Source organism: Burkholderia sp. KL41 (assembly GCF_057005415.2).
The window spans coordinates 1,191,968-1,207,927 of sequence record NZ_CM189268.1 but is presented as its reverse complement, the minus strand read 5'-3'; the positions used below and the strand labels follow the sequence as shown (position 1 = coordinate 1,207,927).

12 protein-coding genes and 2 pseudogenes are annotated in these 15,960 nt (G+C 68.6%); 10 read left to right on the top strand and 4 right to left on the bottom strand.

The window, feature by feature from the left end; translation table 11 throughout:
• The first annotated feature begins 47 nt into the window (after positions 1-47).
• The 4 genes and pseudogenes from hydA to PQB87_RS39445 all read left to right on the top strand — a co-directional run bounded on the left by hydA (position 48) and on the right by PQB87_RS39445 (position 4,984).
• On the top strand, positions 48-1,505 hold the full coding sequence (gene hydA, locus PQB87_RS39460) for a dihydropyrimidinase (protein ID WP_021156782.1): 1,458 nt from the start codon (positions 48-50) through the stop codon (positions 1,503-1,505).
• Between the two features lie 349 nt (positions 1,506-1,854).
• A pseudogene (locus tag PQB87_RS39455) lies at positions 1,855-3,129 on the top strand (NupC/NupG family nucleoside CNT transporter).
• Positions 3,130-3,167: 38 nt separating this feature from the next.
• The gene (deoA, locus tag PQB87_RS39450; RefSeq protein WP_489244696.1) at positions 3,168-4,484 is read left to right on the top strand and encodes a thymidine phosphorylase; all 1,317 of its coding nucleotides are present in this window, start codon (positions 3,168-3,170) and stop codon (positions 4,482-4,484) included.
• 62 nt (positions 4,485-4,546) lie between these two features.
• A complete protein-coding gene (locus tag PQB87_RS39445; protein ID WP_168799579.1) occupies positions 4,547-4,984 on the top strand; it encodes a cytidine deaminase in 438 nt (145 codons plus the stop codon).
• A gap of 43 nt (positions 4,985-5,027) precedes the next feature.
• Here the strand turns inward: PQB87_RS39445 and PQB87_RS39440 are convergent, their stop codons facing one another.
• The 4 genes from PQB87_RS39440 to msrB all read right to left on the bottom strand — a co-directional run bounded on the left by PQB87_RS39440 (position 5,028) and on the right by msrB (position 9,685).
• Complete coding sequence (locus tag PQB87_RS39440; protein ID WP_059685737.1) at positions 5,028-6,143, bottom strand: Rieske 2Fe-2S domain-containing protein; 1,116 nt, start codon at positions 6,141-6,143, stop codon at positions 5,028-5,030.
• Between the two features lie 263 nt (positions 6,144-6,406).
• On the bottom strand, positions 6,407-7,102 hold the full coding sequence (msrA, locus tag PQB87_RS39435; RefSeq protein ID WP_226218128.1) for a peptide-methionine (S)-S-oxide reductase MsrA: 696 nt from the start codon (positions 7,100-7,102) through the stop codon (positions 6,407-6,409).
• A gap of 121 nt (positions 7,103-7,223) precedes the next feature.
• Positions 7,224-9,119, bottom strand: a complete 1,896-nt coding sequence (locus PQB87_RS39430; protein WP_489244693.1) for a cytochrome c biogenesis protein DipZ — start codon at positions 9,117-9,119, stop codon at positions 7,224-7,226.
• A gap of 35 nt (positions 9,120-9,154) precedes the next feature.
• The gene (gene msrB, locus PQB87_RS39425) at positions 9,155-9,685 is read right to left on the bottom strand and encodes a peptide-methionine (R)-S-oxide reductase MsrB (protein ID WP_027792254.1); all 531 of its coding nucleotides are present in this window, start codon (positions 9,683-9,685) and stop codon (positions 9,155-9,157) included.
• 855 nt (positions 9,686-10,540) lie between these two features.
• Here msrB and PQB87_RS39420 point away from each other — a divergent pair.
• The 6 genes and pseudogenes from PQB87_RS39420 to PQB87_RS39395 all read left to right on the top strand — a co-directional run.
• A pseudogene (locus PQB87_RS39420) lies at positions 10,541-10,688 on the top strand (DUF1016 N-terminal domain-containing protein); the annotation flags it as partial.
• A 582-nt stretch (positions 10,689-11,270) separates the two neighbouring features.
• On the top strand, positions 11,271-12,851 hold the full coding sequence (locus PQB87_RS39415) for an acetolactate synthase large subunit (protein ID WP_489244691.1): 1,581 nt from the start codon (positions 11,271-11,273) through the stop codon (positions 12,849-12,851).
• Positions 12,852-12,900: 49 nt separating this feature from the next.
• Positions 12,901-13,713, top strand: coding sequence for an SDR family NAD(P)-dependent oxidoreductase (locus PQB87_RS39410; protein ID WP_021157760.1), 813 nt, complete (start codon positions 12,901-12,903; stop codon positions 13,711-13,713).
• Positions 13,714-13,728: 15 nt separating this feature from the next.
• Positions 13,729-14,766: a WD40/YVTN/BNR-like repeat-containing protein gene (locus tag PQB87_RS39405; RefSeq protein WP_059495586.1), complete on the top strand. Its 1,038-nt coding sequence runs from the start codon at positions 13,729-13,731 to the stop codon at positions 14,764-14,766.
• Positions 14,767-14,778: 12 nt separating this feature from the next.
• Positions 14,779-15,294 (top strand): VOC family protein, encoded by a 516-nt coding sequence (locus PQB87_RS39400; RefSeq protein ID WP_059495588.1) that lies wholly within the window; start codon positions 14,779-14,781, stop codon positions 15,292-15,294.
• A gap of 50 nt (positions 15,295-15,344) precedes the next feature.
• Entirely contained in the window at positions 15,345-15,950 is a 606-nt protein-coding gene (locus PQB87_RS39395; protein WP_021157757.1) for an amino acid synthesis family protein, read from the top strand.
• Positions 15,951-15,960: the final 10 nt, after the last annotated feature.

Genomic DNA, 15,960 nt, shown 5'->3' with positions numbered 1-15,960 from the left:
TTGATGCGTGCGATGCGGCACCCGACAGTCAACGAGGAGGCAACCCCATGGCAATCCTGATTCGCGGCGGCACCGTGGTCGATGCGGACCGCTCCTATCGCGCCGACGTTCTGTGCGCGGACCCTGAAGACGGCGGCACGATCCTCCAGATCGCCGAGCAGATCGACGCGCCGGCCGGCGCGAGCGTTGTCGACGCGCACGACCAGTACGTGATGCCGGGCGGCATCGATCCGCATACGCACATGGAACTGCCGTTCATGGGCACGACCGCGAGCGACGATTTCTACTCGGGCACGGCCGCCGGGCTCGCCGGCGGCACGACGAGCATCATCGACTTCGTGATCCCGAGCCCGAAGCAGCCGCTGATGGACGCGTTCCGCGAATGGCGCGGCTGGGCCGAGAAGGCGGCGGCCGACTATGGCTTCCACGTGGCCGTGACGTGGTGGGACGAGAGCGTGCATCGCGACATGGGTACGCTCGTGCGCGAGCACGGCGTGTCGAGTTTCAAGCACTTCATGGCGTACAAGAACGCGATCATGGCCGACGACGAGGTGCTCGTGAACAGCTTCTCGCGTTCGCTCGAACTCGGCGCGCTGCCGACCGTGCATGCCGAGAACGGCGAGCTCGTGTTCCAGCTGCAGAAGGCGCTGCTCGCGCGCGGGATGACGGGGCCGGAGGCGCATCCGCTGTCGCGGCCGCCGGAGGTCGAGGGCGAGGCCGCGAACCGTGCGATCCGCATCGCGCAGGTGCTCGGCGTGCCCGTGTACATCGTGCACGTCTCCGCGAAGGACGCGGTCGACGCGATCACGCGCGCGCGCAGCGAAGGGCTGCGCGTGTTCGGCGAGGTGCTGCCGGGGCACCTGGTGATCGACGAGGCCGTTTATCGCGATCCGGACTGGACGCGCGCGGCCGCGCACGTGATGAGCCCGCCGTTCCGCTCGGCCGAGCATCGCGAGGCGCTGTGGCGCGGGCTGCAGGCGGGGCAACTGCATACGACGGCGACCGACCACTGCGTGTTCTGCGCGTCGCAGAAGGCGATGGGCCGCGACGATTTCACGAAGATTCCGAACGGCTGCGGCGGGGTCGAGGATCGCATGTCGGTGCTGTGGCATCACGGCGTGAATCACGGCCGCATCACGCCGAACGAGTTCGTGCGGATCACGTCGACGAACGCCGCGCAGATCTTCAACCTGTATCCGCGCAAGGGCGCCGTGCAGGTGGGCGCCGATGCCGACCTCGTCGTGTGGGACCCTGCCGCGACGAAGACGATCTCGGTGAAGACCCATCACCAGCAGGTCGACTTCAACGTGTTCGAGGGGATGACGGTGCAGGGCGTCGCGACGCATACGCTCACGCGCGGCGCACTCGCATGGGCCGACGGCGAATTGCGCGCGGTGCGCGGCGCGGGCCGCTACCTGAAGCGCCCGCCGGCAGCCGGCTACTACGAGGCCGCGCGGATCGCGAACCGGCTGCGCGAACCACATCCGGTCGAGCGCGCCGGCTGAACGGTGCGTAACGAGTGTAACGTGCGGGGCGTGTCGGGTCGAGCGGCACGCCCCGCATGCTTCATCTAGCCTTCCCGTGCATGCCGGCACCGCTTCTGCCTGCTGCTCCCCATCCCGCCAATTCTCTCAGTATTTGGGACGGATCGTGGCGTGATCCCGTCTTGCCGATCTCCCGGTATGTAGAAGAACTGAGCAAGTCGACGAAGCACGCGACGTTGCTCGAACGCGGCCATTTTGTTTGCGTTGTCGGCGTGCATGCCGGCGAGTAATATCCACCGACGGCGTTTTCGCAGGTATGCCGGGCCTGCCCGCCGAACAGTCCAACAACATTGAGAGCAAGGAGTACGAGGTGGATATTCTGCGCAGTCTCCTGGGTATGCTGTTCCTGCTGCTGGTGGCCTACCTGCTGTCGAACAACCGGCGCGCGGTAAGCGGCCGGACCATGGTCGCCGCGCTGTGCACGCAACTGGCGATCGGCGCGCTGGTGCTGTTCGTGCCGTCCGGCCGCACGGCGCTGGCGGCGGCCGCGAACGGCGTCAATCGCGTGCTCGACATGGGCAATCACGGCATCGCGTTCGTGTTCGGCGGGCTCGTCGACAGCAAGATGTTCCAGCTGTTCGGCGACGGCGGGTTCGTGTTCGGCCTGCGCGTGCTGCCGATGATCATCTTCGTGACCGCGCTGATCGCGGTGCTGTACTACATCGGCGTGATGAAGTGGATCGTCGCGATCCTCGGCGCCGCACTGGCGAAAGTGCTCGGCGTGAGCCGTATCGAGGCGTGCTCGGCCGTCGCGACGATCTTTCTCGGGCAGAGCGAAATGCCCGCGCTCGTGAAGCCGTTCGTGCGGAACATGACGAGCGCCGAGATCTTCACGGTGATGGCAAGCGGCATGGCGTCGGTCGCCGGCTCGGTGCTGGTCGGCTACGCCGGCCTCGGCGTGAAGATGGAATACCTGCTCGCCGCGTCGTTCATGGCGGTGCCCGGCGGCCTGCTGTTCGGCAAGCTGCTGTTTCCGACGGTCGAGCCGAGCCGCGTCGTGGTCGACGGGCTCGACTTCGACGACAAGCGCGCCGCGAACGTGATCGAGGCGGCGGCGTCGGGCGCGTCGGTCGGGCTGCGGATCGCGATCAACGTCGGTGCGATGCTGATCGCGTTCGTCGGGCTCATCGCGCTGATGAACCTCATCGTCAGCGGCGCGGCGGCGTTCGCGGGCTTTCCGCAGATCACGCTCGTGGGTATCATCGGCCACCTGTTCGCGCCGCTCGCGTGGATCATCGGCGTGCCGTGGCACGACGCGGCACTGGCCGGCAACTTCATCGGCGAGAAGCTGATCTTCAACGAGTTCGTCGCGTATGGCGACCTGTCGCCGTACCTGAAAAGCGGCGAGCACGTCGCGGCGGCCGGCCTGCAGGTGCTCGACCCGAAGACGCTCGCGATCGTGTAGTTCGCGCTGTGCGGCTTCGCGAACTTCTCGTCGATCGCGATCCTCGCGGGCGGCTTCAGCGCGGTCGCGCCCGAGCGCCGCTCGGAAGTCGCGCGGCACGGCCTGCGCGCACTGACGGCCGCGACGCTGTCGAACCTGATGAGCGCGGCGATTGCGGGCCTGTTCTTTTCGCTTCATTGAACTTGCGCCTGAACCTGAACGATCGAGGAGAGGCAACGATGTTTTTACCGCAGGAATTCATTCGCCGGAAGCGCGACGGGCAGCCGCTCGATCGCGACGGGATCGCCGCGTTCGTGCGCGGCGTGACCGACGGCAGCGTGACCGAGGGCCAGGTGGCCGCGTTCGCGATGGCCGTGTTTTTCAACGACCTGAGCACCGACGAGCGTGTCGCGCTGACGCTCGCGCAGCGCGACTCGGGCGACGTGCTCGACTGGCGCGCGCTCGATCTCGGGGGGCCGGTGATCGACAAGCATTCGACCGGCGGCGTCGGCGATGTCGTGTCGCTGATGCTCGGGCCGATGGTGGCCGCGTGCGGCGGCTACGTGCCGATGATCTCGGGGCGCGGGCTCGGCCATACCGGCGGCACGCTCGACAAGCTGAGCGCGATTCCCGGCTACGACGTGACGCCCGATACGGACGCGTTTCGTCGCACGGTGCGCGAGGTCGGCGTCGCGATCATCGGGCAGACGGCGCGGCTGGCGCCGGCCGACATGCGCATCTATGCGATTCGCGACGTGACGGCGACCGTCGAATCGATCGCGATGATCACCGCGTCGATCCTGTCGAAGAAGCTCGCGGCCGGGCTCGACGGGCTCGTGATGGACGTGAAGGTCGGCTCCGGCGCATTCATGCCGACCGCCGAACAGTCGGCGGAACTGGCGCGCAGCATCGTCGACGTCGGCAACGGCGCCGGCATGAAGACGACCGCGATCCTCACCGACATGAACCAGTCGCTCGCGCCGTGCGCGGGCAATGCGCTCGAAGTGGCGTGCGCGATCGACTACCTGACGGGCAAGTCGCGCCCGGCGCGCCTGCATGACGTCACGATGGCGCTGTCGGCGGAGTTGCTCGTCACCGGCGGGCTGGCGCGCGACGTCGAGGCGGCGCGCGTGAAGTTGCAGCACGCGCTCGATTCGGGGGCGGCGGCGGAACGCTTCGCGAAGATGGTCACGGCGCTCGGCGGCCCCGCGGACCTGATCGACGCCCCCGCGCGTCATCTCGCGCGGGCGGAGGTGATCGTACCGGTTCCGTCGCGCGCGAGCGGCGTCGTGCAGCGGGTCGATTGCCGCGCGCTCGGGCTCGCGGTCGTCGCGCTCGGCGGCGGCCGCACGCGCGCGGCGGACGCGATCGACTACCGTGTCGGCCTGACGGCGCTCGCGGAGATCGGGCAGCATGTCGAAGCCGGCCAGCCGCTCGGCCATGTGCATGCCCGCGATGCAGCCGCCGCGGCGCACGCGGTGGATGCGATCCAGCGTAGCTATGTGCTGGGCGACACGGGCGTCGCGCCGCCGACCCTCTATCAGCGGATCGGCTGACCGGTCGCACGGTGCGGATACCGGCGATCGCTGCACGCCACGGGCGTATCGTGGCGGCCGGGATGCGGCCGCGCCGATGCTCCCCGGCACACAATCGGAGGCACGACGAGATGGAACGACACGAACTGATCGAAGCGGCGAAGGCAGCGCGCGAACGCGCGTATGCGCCGTATTCCCGCTTCAAGGTCGGTGCCGCGCTGCTGGCGCGCGACGGGACGGTTTTTCACGGCTGCAATGTCGAGAACGCGTCTTACGGACTCTGCAACTGCGCGGAACGCACGGCGATGTTTGCGGCCATCGCCGCCGGTTATCGTCCGGGGGATTTCACGCGGCTCGCGGTCGTGGGCGACACGGACGGCCCGATCGCGCCGTGCGGCGCCTGCCGCCAGGTGATCATCGAGATCGGCACGCCGGACATCGAAGTGATCCTGGCCAACCTGAACGGGGCCGTCAGCGTCACGACGGCCGACGCATTGCTGCCGGGCGCGTTCCGGTTGTAACGAACGGCGCGCGCGCCGGCGCGCCGCTCACGTCACGCGCCGGTCACGCGCCGTCGCGCGCTTCGCGGATCGGGATCACCGTGCGCGCGCCGCACTGGCGCAGCAGGTCGCGCAGCTCGTTGATGACCGGAAACACCTCGTGGTTCCAGTCGGCGCCCTGCCGGTCATGCGCTTCCTGCTCGCGCTCGACGATCCAGCGATCCTCGCGGAAGATGCGCTCGGTGAACCAGACGAGCAGCGGCCACGCGAGATCGAGCGCGAACGGTATGCCGGGCTTGTGGATCGACAGCAGTCCGAACGTGCGGTTGGTGCGCTGCTCGGCGTCGAGCGGGACGTAGACGATCCACAGGTCCATCACGAGCGTGCCTTCGCTCGAGCGGATCTGCAGTGTCTGGTACGGATAACCGGTGCGCACCGTCATCACGCTCTTGTCCGCCTGCTCGCCGGGCTTCTTGCTCGCGCCGAACACGAGCGCCTCGCCGACCGGCTGCTTGCCTTCCATCCGCGCGAACGTGTAGTCCACCTCGACCCAGTCGTCGCCGCGGCGCCGGCCGACCGAGCGCGCACGCATCTGCCCCATCTGCTTGCGATGCAGGAACTGATGGTTCATGTCCATCAGGTTCTCGTGCATGAACGAGTAGTGGCACTTGACCTCGCGGCCGAAGCGGCGCGTCTTGAACGCGCGGTCGTCCGCCGATTCGAGCGCGGGGAACGGCCGCGAGTCGGCGAGCGTCGCGTCGCCCGGGAACACGAAGATCAGCCCGTGCGCTTCGCGGCACGGGTACGCGCGCACGCCGTTGGGCAGGCGCTCGCGGCCGAGGTACGGCACGTCGACGCAGCGGCCGCTGTCGCACGCGTAGGTCCAGCCGTGATAACAGCAGCGCAGCGTCTCGCCGCTCACGACGCCCGCGTGCAGCGGCACCTGGCGGTGTGCGCAACGATCTTCGAGCGCGTACACGGCGCCGGATTCGGTGCGCACGAGCACGATCGGATCGCCGGCGAAGCGCACGCCGAGCGTCTTGCCGCGTTTCAGCTCGCGCGACCACGCGAGCGGGTACCAGTGATCGGGATGAATCGGCACGCGGCGCAAGTCGCGCACGGCCGAGCCGGAAGAGGGTTCTCCAAGGGTGCCGCTGTCAGGGAAGGGCACTGCTCGCATGCGTGACGTCTCCGGGCTGGACTGGAATTCCGGGCGCCGCAAGATGCGGCGGGGATCTGGAGAAGTCTACGCGAAGTTGCCGGTCGCGGCGGACGCGATGCGGGTTTGCCCCGGCACGGCGGCCGCGGCTTCGTTGATGCAGCGCAAACCGGATCGCGGGCGGCTCGCGCCGGCCGTGCGTGGCCGCACGGGCTTCGGCCGTGCGGCGGGCGTTACCCGGTCGACCGGTCACCCCGTCACGCGGCCGCGTGACCGCGTGACGGTCACGAGCGCGCATCGCGCCACAGCACCGCTTCGGTGCGGTACAGCGCCGGGAAGTACTGCTTCAGCCCGGTGATCTTCGGCATGTCGTTGTACGCGATGTACGGCGCGTCGGGGTGCAGCTCGAGGTAGTTCTGGTGGTAGGCCTCGGCCGGGTAGAACCCCTTGTAGTCCTCGACGCGCGTGACGACCGGCGCCGGAAACACGTGCGCGGTGCCGAGCTGCGCGATGTACGCGGTCGCGACCGCGCGTTGCTGCGCGGTGGTCGGGAAGATCGCCGACCGGTATTGCGACCCTTCGTCGGGGCCCTGCCGGTTGAGCTCGGTCGGATCGTGCGCGACCGAGAAGAACACCTGCAGAAGCCGGCCGTAGGTGATCTGGGTCGGATCGTAGACGATGCGAACCGATTCCGCATGCCCGGTCAGCCCCGAGCCGACGAGCGCATAGTGCGCGGTTTCCGACGCACCGCCCGCATAGCCGGCCGTGACCTGCTTCACGCCCTTCACGTGCTCGAATACGCCCTGCACGCCCCAGAAGCAGCCGCCGGCCAGCACGGCCGTCTCGTCGTGCGATGCGCCGGGCGTTTCGTCGAGCGTGGGCGCGGGGACGGTGCGCATCGGCTCGGCGGAGTTGACGATGCGCTGGTAGCCGAACACGGCGAGCGCCGCGACGGCGATGGCGCCGATGCGGCGCAGCATCGCCGTGCGCCGTTGCGGCGCGGAACCGCGGGGGGAGGTGGTGTTCACGGTGTGCTCCTTCGGAAGGCGGAATGGAAAGCGGGGCCCGGACGCGGCGCCGGTGCGCCGCCCCCGGCCGGGATCAGCCGAACGTGAACGCATAGGCATTCACGCCGGGATCGAGAAACTCGATCGAGAACGTGCGATCGGCGATCGCGCCGGGTTGCCGGACCAGCTGATACAGGCGTTGCCCGGTCACGGTGCCGTAGCCTTGCGCATCGACGTCGCTGCCGTGCGCGGCGCCGGGGGCCGCGCCGTCGAGCGTCACGCGAAAGCGCACCGGCTTGCCGTCCTCGCCGGGGCCGAGCACCAGGTGCAAGTCGCGCGCATGGAAGCGGTAGACGATGCGGCCGGCGGGTGCCGCGAGCGTCGCGCGTTCGGCGCCGACCCGCCACATGCCGGCGAGGCCCCAGTCGTTCAGATCGGGACGGGCCGGCTCGGCATAGTGATACGCCGCATCCCGCACCACGCCGCCGGGCGACACGAAATCCTCGGCGCGTGCGTAGCCGACGTAGGTCTCGGGCGAGCGGACGTCCGCGCTGTCGGCCGCCGCGAGCGCACCCTTCGCGGGCGCGCCGGCGAGCCCGAGCGGCACGTTCAGCGCTTCCGGATGGCCGGCCTCGGCGAGCAGCGACTGGATCGCGCGCTCCGATTCCGCGTACTCGCCTTCGCCGAAGTGGTGACGGCGCACGCGGCCCTGCGCATCGACGAAGTAGTGCGCGGGCCAGTATTCGTTGTTGAATGCGCGCCAGATCGCGAAACGGTTGTCGATTGCGACCGGGAAGTCGATGCCGAGGTCGTGCACGGCCTTCTTCACGTTGCCGATGTCGCGTTCGAACGCGAATTCGGGTGCGTGCACACCGATCACGACGAGCCCGTACGGCGCGTACTTGCGCGCCCACGCGGTCGTGTACGGCAGCGTGCGCAGGCAGTTGATGCACGAATAGGTCCAGAAATCGACCAGCACCACCTTGCCGCGCAGGCCGGCCGCCGTCAGCGGCGGCGAGTTCAGCCACTGCACCGCGCCGTCGAGCGACGGCAGCGTGCCTTCGACGGGCAGCGCGGCCGGCACGTGCGTCGCGTCCACCGCGCGCATCATCGCGCCGCCGGCCTGCGCGGCATCGGCTGTCGCGGCCATCATCGCGCCGCCGGAGCCGTTCGCGGCACCGTTGGCCGAGCCGTCCGCCGCGCGTTCTGCCACGTTCTCCGCCGGACCGCCGGCCGCGGCCATCGCCGCCGGCGCGCCGTTCGCATGCCCGCCGAGCCGGTCGACGAGCTTCGTTTCGAGCCCGCCCGTCGTGACGGTCGACAGTTGTGCGAGCGCGCCCGTATCGAGGCCGAGCGCGATCGCGCCGACGCCGGCCAGCAGCGCCGCGCCGATTCCGCGCTTGATCCATTCGCCGGCGCCGAGCGAGCGCTTCATCGCGGCGAACAACTTGCCGCCGATCACCAGCGTGACGCCGAGCGACGTCGCCGCGCCGGCCGCATACGCGACCAGCAGCAGCGTCGTGCCGACGCTTGCGCCGCGCAGCGCGGCGCCGGTCAGCACGAGCCCGAGGATCGGGCCCGCGCACGGCGCCCACAGCAGGCCGGTCGCGACGCCGAGCAGCAGCGACGACGCGGGGCCGGCCGGGCGGCCGTCGCGTTGCGCGAAGCCGGTGAGGCGGTTGCCGGCGGCGACGAGCGGTCGCGTCAGGTGCTCCGCGAGACGCGGCATCAGCAGCGTCAGGCCGAACACCGCGAGCAGCACGATGGCGACCCAGCGGCCGGCCTGGTTGGCCTGCGCGACCCAGCCGCCGCCGACGGCCGCGAGCGTCGCGACGACGGCGAACGTGAGGGCCATGCCGGCCAGCAGCGGCAGGCCGGTGCGCACGAACGGCTGGTCGGCGCGCGCGAACACGAACGGCAGCACGGGCAGGATGCACGGGCTCAGGATCGTGAGCACGCCGCCGAGATAGGCAAGGACGATGAGCAGCATGGTGCGTTCTCCAGTCGATCAGGCGTGGGGCCGGATCAGGCGGTGGCGGGGTGGAAGGCGAGGGCGAGGCCGTTCATGCAGTAGCGCAGGCCGGTCGGCGGCGGGCCGTCGTCGAACACGTGGCCGAGATGGCCGCCGCAGCGGCGGCAGTGCACTTCGGTGCGGATCATCCCGAACGACGCGTCGGTGTGGGTGGCGACCGCGTGGTCGAGCGGCTTCCAGAAGCTCGGCCAGCCTGTATGGCTGTCGAACTTGGTGGCCGACGAGAACAGCGCGAGGTCGCAGCCGGCGCACGCGAACGTCCCGTGCCGGTGCTCGTCGTTCAGCGGGCTGGTGTACGGGCGCTCGGTGCCGGCTTCGCGCAGGACCGTGTACTGGGCGGGCGTGAGCCGGCGATGCCATTCGGCGTCGCTGAGGGTGACCTCGAAAGGCGCGGCCGTCTGCGGGGTGGCCGGCGGCGCGGCGAACGCGCGGCCGACCAGCGCGCGGCGGCCGACGGACGACAGGGTCGCAAGCGCGGCGAGGCCGGTGGCGCCGGCGAACAGCAGATGTCTGCGGGTGGGCATGATGGGCTCCTGGCGGCAGGTCCTGAAAACATGCGCCCATCGTAGTCAGCGGCCGGTGTCGAAGTCCTCACGGAAAGTTAAATGAATCGTGAAGTCTGGGGTGTTCGGTTGGGGGGGGGGCTGGAATCCGTCGAAGCCCCGGCTGGTAAGGGCCTTCGACAGGGGGAGCCGCCGATGTTTACCGGGCGCCTGTTCGTGCCGCGATTTTTAGTGTCTTTTTAGTGTTCGTCGAGAGGCGCGGCGAATCCGGAGTTTGGCTGGCCGGTCGAATCGGACAGGGACACGAGCGTTGTTTGACTGCGGTCATGCATCACGCCGAACGTGCGATGCGCGTTGATAGACGGATGAGTTTGCAAGCTAGCGCGACCGACGTGTGGTGCGCGTGTGGACGCGGAAGTTTGACAGTTTTTTCGTAGAAACTTCAGGGGGCGAGTTAGGACGTGCGCGGTTGTGCAGTGAAAGACGGGCGCGATGCGCTCCGCCGAAGTGGTCCATTTCGAGGCAGGATCCGGCGGAATGAAGGGGAACATAGTAAGGGCCAGGTTCTCCTTCATTTCGGGACCTAGGCGGGAGCCTCCGCGTGCGAGGCATCGTGTCCGAAGGGCATTGAGCGCCCCCGCCGTGGCGATCGAAAAACGCTGCCGCCACCGTCTCGGCACCCCTGTAATTCTGGCGCGGGCGACGACGTGTCGGTGGGCGGGTTCATTGGGCATTGCGTCGCACGCGGGCCTGGAGGTTCTTCGATCTGGGCGGGGCGACTGGAGGGGCGGCTTTGTCTCTGGCGGTGCCGAAGCTCAATTGCGCGCGCACATTTAGCGCGGTGACAGGTGAGGGCCTCGGCGGGCCGGTGGCTGAATTCTCTCCGCCCTGCGGAGAGAATTGAGCTGGACCCATCTGAGGATGTTGATGTACGTCGACGACCCGCTCAAGCGCGACTTCTACATCGAACTCTGTCGCCTGGAGCGCTGGTCGTCGCGGCAGTTGCAGGAGCGGATGAACTCCCGTTATGCGGCCGGCCTGCGCACCAACCGGCTGGTCGGCACGACGGTCGGTGGCATCTGTCGCCACGGTCGCGATCTACCGCGTGCCGGTCCATTTCACACCGGCTTCGCAGCCGGGTCCTTTCTCTGAATCGAGTGCGGCGCGGTTCACGCGGTACGCGATCCAGAGTCGCGGGCTCAGCGCCGACTGCAGCCGGCTCGTCGTCACGCCCTTCAGGCGATTCTTGACCGGCTGACAAAAGCGATCCCTGGACAGCCCACGAGCGCTTTCGAATTCGTGCCGAACCCGAGCGAGTCCAGCGCGTACTGGCCATGACCGTCGGCGCTCTCGAGCAGGTTTGTCGCGGTGCGCGGCACGGGCGTCGACTTGCTGCATACCCTTCCTTTTGTTTGATCAAATCCCGAATTGTGGTAAATACATAACATTGCGTTGTCTTTTCAGTAAGGCGTATCTCCACGATAGCTGGCGATTTTCGGGAACTTCCCGTTCTTCTTCTGACGAGGAAGGGTGCGGTTGTGTTTGACAAATCCCGTAATTAGGGATTACAGTAAAAACACCTTAGCCAAACCCGTCGAGCAGCCGCATGAACATCCCACAGTTGGGCAGCGATACCGAAGCAAGAAGCGGGGCGAGCGTCGTGCTCACCACGGCGCGCGACGCCGGTGTCGACGTCTGTTTTGCCAATCCAGGCACGACCGAGATGCCGTTCGTCGGTGCGCTCGATACCGTGGCGGGCATGCGCTCGATCCTCGGGCTGTTCGAGGGCGTGTGCACGGGCGCCGCGGACGGCTATGGCCGCATGACCGGCAAGCCCGCGATGACGCTGCTGCATCTCGGCCCCGGCCACGCGAACGGCATTGCCAACCTGCACAATGCGCGCCGCGCCCGCACGCCGATCCTGAACATCGTCGGCGATCACACGCGCGAGCATCTGAAGTACGACGCACCGCTGACGTCGGACATTGAATCGCTCGCCCGTCCGGTGTCGGTGTGGTATCGCAGCGTGGCGCGCGACGCCGATATCGCGACGGATACGGCCGACGCGATTTCCGCCGCGATGGGCACGCGGCGTGGCGTCGCGACGCTCGTGCTTCCAGTCGATCTCCAATCGGCCCGGGTGCGCAGTGCGGCGTGGCCCGCCATCGTGCGCCCGGCCGCGGTGACGTTCGATGCCGCTCGGGTCGAACAGGTGGCCGACCTGCTGCTCAGCGGTCATCGCGCTGTCCTGCTGATGGGCGCCAGCGCGCTGTCGGCGCGTGGGCAGCGTGCGGCGGCGCGCATCGCGGCGGCCACCGGTGCGACCTGCTTCAGCGAGACTTTTCCTGCGCGGGCGGAGCGCGGCGGCGGTCTGCCGGACATCGACCGCCTGCCTTATTTCCCCGAACCGGCGCTCGCCGCGCTAGCCGGTCGGCGCGTGGTGCTGGCCGGCGCGCTCGCGCCCGTCACCTACTTCGGCTACGAGGGCATTCCGGGCGAACTCGCGCGGCCCGAGGACATCGTGACGCTGGCAACACCAGGCGATGCGGCGGACGACGCGCTGGAGGCGCTGGCCGATCGCATCGGCGCGGCAACGACCGACGATGGGGTGCCTATCGAACGCTGGCGCGTGGAGGACGGGCCGCTGACGCCGCAGACCGTCGGGCGCGTGCTGGCGAATGCGCTGCCCGACGACGCGATCGTGTCGATCGAGGGCGGCACGTGCGGTTATCCGTTCGTGACCGCGTCGGCGCGCGCGCGCCGTCACACGATCCTCACGAACACGGGCGGCGCGATCGGCCAGGGCTTGCCGGTGGCGCTCGGCGCCGCCGTCGCGTGCCCGGAGCGCCGCGTGTTCGCGCTGCAGTCCGACGGCAGCGCGCAGTACACGATCCAGTCATTGTGGACGATGGCGCGCGAGCGTCTGCCGATCGTCATGCTGATCGCCTCGAACCGGCGCTACGGCATCCTGCAGACCGAGCTCGCACGCGGCGGCCTGCCGGCCGACATGCCGCACGCGAGCCGCCTGACACTGCTCGGCGATCCGCCGATCGACTGGCTCGCGCTGTCGCGCGGCTACGGCGTACCGGCCGAGCGCGCGAATACCGTGCAGGCGCTGTCCCAGGCGCTCGACGTCGCGCTCGCGCACTCCGACGGGCCGCGGCTCATCGAAATGTGCCTGCCCTGATCGCGCTACCCGCTGACTTCTTCAATCCCGACTCTGATCTTTCATCGTTATGGACCTGCAACTCCACGGAAAAGCCGCATTCATCACCGGCGGCAGCATGGGCATCGGCAAGGCGGTCGCGCTCGAACTGGCCCGCGAAGGCGTCAACGTCGCCATTGCCGCGCGACGCCTCGAACACCTCGAGGCCGCCGCCGCCGAGATTCGCGCGACGCTCGCGCCGCTGGGCGACGCGGCCGGCGCGATCCTGCCCGTCACGCTCGACACGACCGACATGGCGTCCATCGAAGCAGCGATGGCGGCGAGCGTCGAACGTTTCGGCCGGCTCGACATCCTGCTGAACGGCGCTGCGCATCCGGGCGGCCTCGTGCGCGCGGAGCTGGAGCACGCGGATCCGCAGGGGCTGCTCCAGGACATCGACATCAAGGTCGTCGGCTACCTGCGTTGCGCGAAGGCGGCCGCGCCCTACATGCGGCGCCATGGTTTCGGCCGGATCGTCAATATCGGCGGGCTCACCGGCCGCGGCAGCAAGCAGTTGTCCGGCATGCGCAACGTCGCGATCGTGCACCTGACCAAGACGCTGTCCGACCAGCTCGGCCCGTTCGGCATCACGGTCAACACGATTCACCCGGGCGTCGTCGAGACGCCGCACATTCACGAGCTCTACGAGAAGGAAGCGCAGAAGCAGGGGCTGACGGCCGCGGAGGTCGAGGCCAACTACGTGAAGGTCACGCCGATCCGGCGCGTGCTGCAGCCGGAAGAAATGGGATGGATCGTGGCGTTTCTCGCGTCACCGAAGTCCGGCTCGATCACCGGCGAGTCGATCGGCTGCGACGGTGGGCTCACGCGCGGCATTTTTCTCTGACACAAGGAGCATCGCATGACCGCAACCGTACTGGTCGCCACCGCGGGACAAGGCATCCTGCGCTCGAACGACGACGGCAAGACCTGGCATCGCCTCGGGCTGGACGAGCCCATCGAGTTCGACGGCATCGTGCGCGCGCTCGCGGTGGACCCCGCGACGCCGTCGCGCGTGTATGCCGGCGCCGATTCGGGGCTGTGCATCAGCGAGGATGGCGGCGCGCACTGGTTTCGCCCCGAGAACCTGCTGAACGGGCAGACAGTCTGGTCCATCGCGATCGATCCGGCGAATCCGGCCGTGCTGTATGCGGGCACCGGCGCGCCGTCGCGTGCCGCGCTTTACAAGTCGAGCGACGCGGGGCTGACCTGGGCGCGAACGGCTCCCGAGTTTCCGGAGTTCTGTTCAGGCGTCAATCGTCCGCGGCTGCTGACGATCTGCGTGGACCCGGAAGACAGCCGCAACGTGTGGTACGGCGTGGAGGAAGGCGGCGCATGGCGCAGCCGCGACGCCGGTGCGACCTGGACGCGCGTGGACGGCCCCGGCACGGCGATCCGCAACAGCGACATTCATGCGATCGCCGTGCTGCCCGCCGGGCCGCACCAGCCGAAGACGACGGTGTTGCTGACGGTGAACGCGGTGCACGTGAGCGACGACGACGGCCTGACCTGGGACGGCAAGCTGTCGCGCGACCGCTTCGACGGGCTGTACTACACGCGCACGGTCGTCCCGCTGGCGGCACCCGGCGGCGACCTGCTGATGGCGATCGGCGACGGCACGCCGGGCACGCGCAGCCGTATCTACCGCTCGCCCGATCGCGGCCGTGCATGGCACGAGACGGATCTGCACACGCCGCCGAATTCGACGTTCTGGGCATTCGGCGTCCATGCGGCGCGGCCCGGGCTCGTCTATGCGGGGACCAAGTACGGGCACCTGTTCCGTTCGCACGACGGCGGCCGGAGCTGGACCAAGGAATGGCGCGAATTCAGCGAGATCACGGCCGTGGCGTGGACGCCGTTCGAAGCGCCGCTCGTCGCCCACGCGCAGTCGACGCATTGAGCGGAGCGAGCGATGACCCAGCCTGACCTCCAGCAACGGGCGGCGCACGCGAACGAAAGCGGGCTGCCGCTGCCGGTACCGCGTGTGCAGCGCACGCACCTGTCGCTGTTCGTGCGCGATCCGGTGCGCTCGAGCATCTGGTATGCCGACGTGCTCGGCATGACGGAAACCGCTCGCGGCGAGCAGTGGGTGTTCATGTCGTTCGGCCAGAAACACCATGACATCGCGCTGATTCGCGCGGCGTCCGATGCGGAACTCGGCACGATCGGCCTGCAGCACTACGGCCTCGAAATCGCGGGCGGCCTGACCGAGCTGCGCCGGCTGTACGGGATGCTGATCCGTCGCGACGTGCCGATCGTGAAGATCACCGATCACAAGGTCGGAATCGGCGTGTATTTTTCGGACCCGGACGGCAACCGGCTCGAATTCTTTTGCGAAACCGTCACGGACGACGAGGAAGGCAAGCGCGTGCTGCACCGGTACAACGCGCCCAGCGATCCCTTCCAGCTCGAACCGCTGTTCGACTGACGCGCCGTCCATTCATTCCGACATCATCGATACTTTATAGAGGATTACTGATGAGCAAGATCGCCAATTTCGAAGGCTTTCATATCCGCAAGTGGTATACGCAGATCGAGGATTCGCTCGCGAACGAGACCGGCCAGCTCGCGGACGGCGAGCCGCTGCGCAAGATCGTGATCGCCGCGGCCGTGCACAACCCGTATGCGGGGCGGTACAGCGAAAATCTTGACGATCTCGTACGCCCGTCGCCGGCGCTCGGGCAGGAATTCGCGCGACGCATCGAGTCGCTCGCGGCGGGCCGCGCGATCGAGAGCTACGGCAAGGCGTGCCTGGTCGGCTCGGCCGGCGAATACGAACACGGCAACGCGTTCCTCACGTCGATCTTCGCGGAGCCGATCCGTGCGGCATTGGGCGGCGGCAAATCGTGGGTGCCGTCGAGCGGCAAGCGCGGCCCGATCAACACGGTGATCGACGTGCCGCTCGCGCACAAGGATGCGCTCTACGTGCGCTCGCACTACGACACGGTGACATGCCTGTTTCCCGACGCGCCCAACGACGACGAAGTGCTGGTGATCTTCGCGTTCGCGACGCGCGGCCGCCTGCATGCGCGGCTCGGCGGGCTGAAGGCGAGCGAGATCGTCGGCCGCGACGGCCTGGTGTGAAAGCAGGGGC

Excerpts from the sequence above, each read along its gene's own strand:
- hydA (WP_021156782.1), top strand. The coding sequence starts at position 48 with ATGGCAATCCTGATTCGCGGCGGCACCGTGGTCGATGCGGACCGCTCC.
- deoA (WP_489244696.1), top strand. The coding sequence starts at position 3,168 with ATGTTTTTACCGCAGGAATTCATTCGCCGGAAGCGCGACGGGCAGCCG.
- PQB87_RS39445 (WP_168799579.1), top strand. The coding sequence starts at position 4,547 with ATGCGGCCGCGCCGATGCTCCCCGGCACACAATCGGAGGCACGACGAG.
- PQB87_RS39440 (WP_059685737.1), bottom strand. The coding sequence starts at position 6,143 with ATGCGAGCAGTGCCCTTCCCTGACAGCGGCACCCTTGGAGAACCCTCT.
- msrA (WP_226218128.1), bottom strand. The coding sequence starts at position 7,102 with ATGCTGCGCCGCATCGGCGCCATCGCCGTCGCGGCGCTCGCCGTGTTC.
- PQB87_RS39430 (WP_489244693.1), bottom strand. The coding sequence starts at position 9,119 with ATGCTGCTCATCGTCCTTGCCTATCTCGGCGGCGTGCTCACGATCCTG.
- msrB (WP_027792254.1), bottom strand. The coding sequence starts at position 9,685 with ATGCCCACCCGCAGACATCTGCTGTTCGCCGGCGCCACCGGCCTCGCC.
- PQB87_RS39415 (WP_489244691.1), top strand. The coding sequence starts at position 11,271 with ATGAACATCCCACAGTTGGGCAGCGATACCGAAGCAAGAAGCGGGGCG.
- PQB87_RS39410 (WP_021157760.1), top strand. The coding sequence starts at position 12,901 with ATGGACCTGCAACTCCACGGAAAAGCCGCATTCATCACCGGCGGCAGC.
- PQB87_RS39405 (WP_059495586.1), top strand. The coding sequence starts at position 13,729 with ATGACCGCAACCGTACTGGTCGCCACCGCGGGACAAGGCATCCTGCGC.
- PQB87_RS39400 (WP_059495588.1), top strand. The coding sequence starts at position 14,779 with ATGACCCAGCCTGACCTCCAGCAACGGGCGGCGCACGCGAACGAAAGC.
- PQB87_RS39395 (WP_021157757.1), top strand. The coding sequence starts at position 15,345 with ATGAGCAAGATCGCCAATTTCGAAGGCTTTCATATCCGCAAGTGGTAT.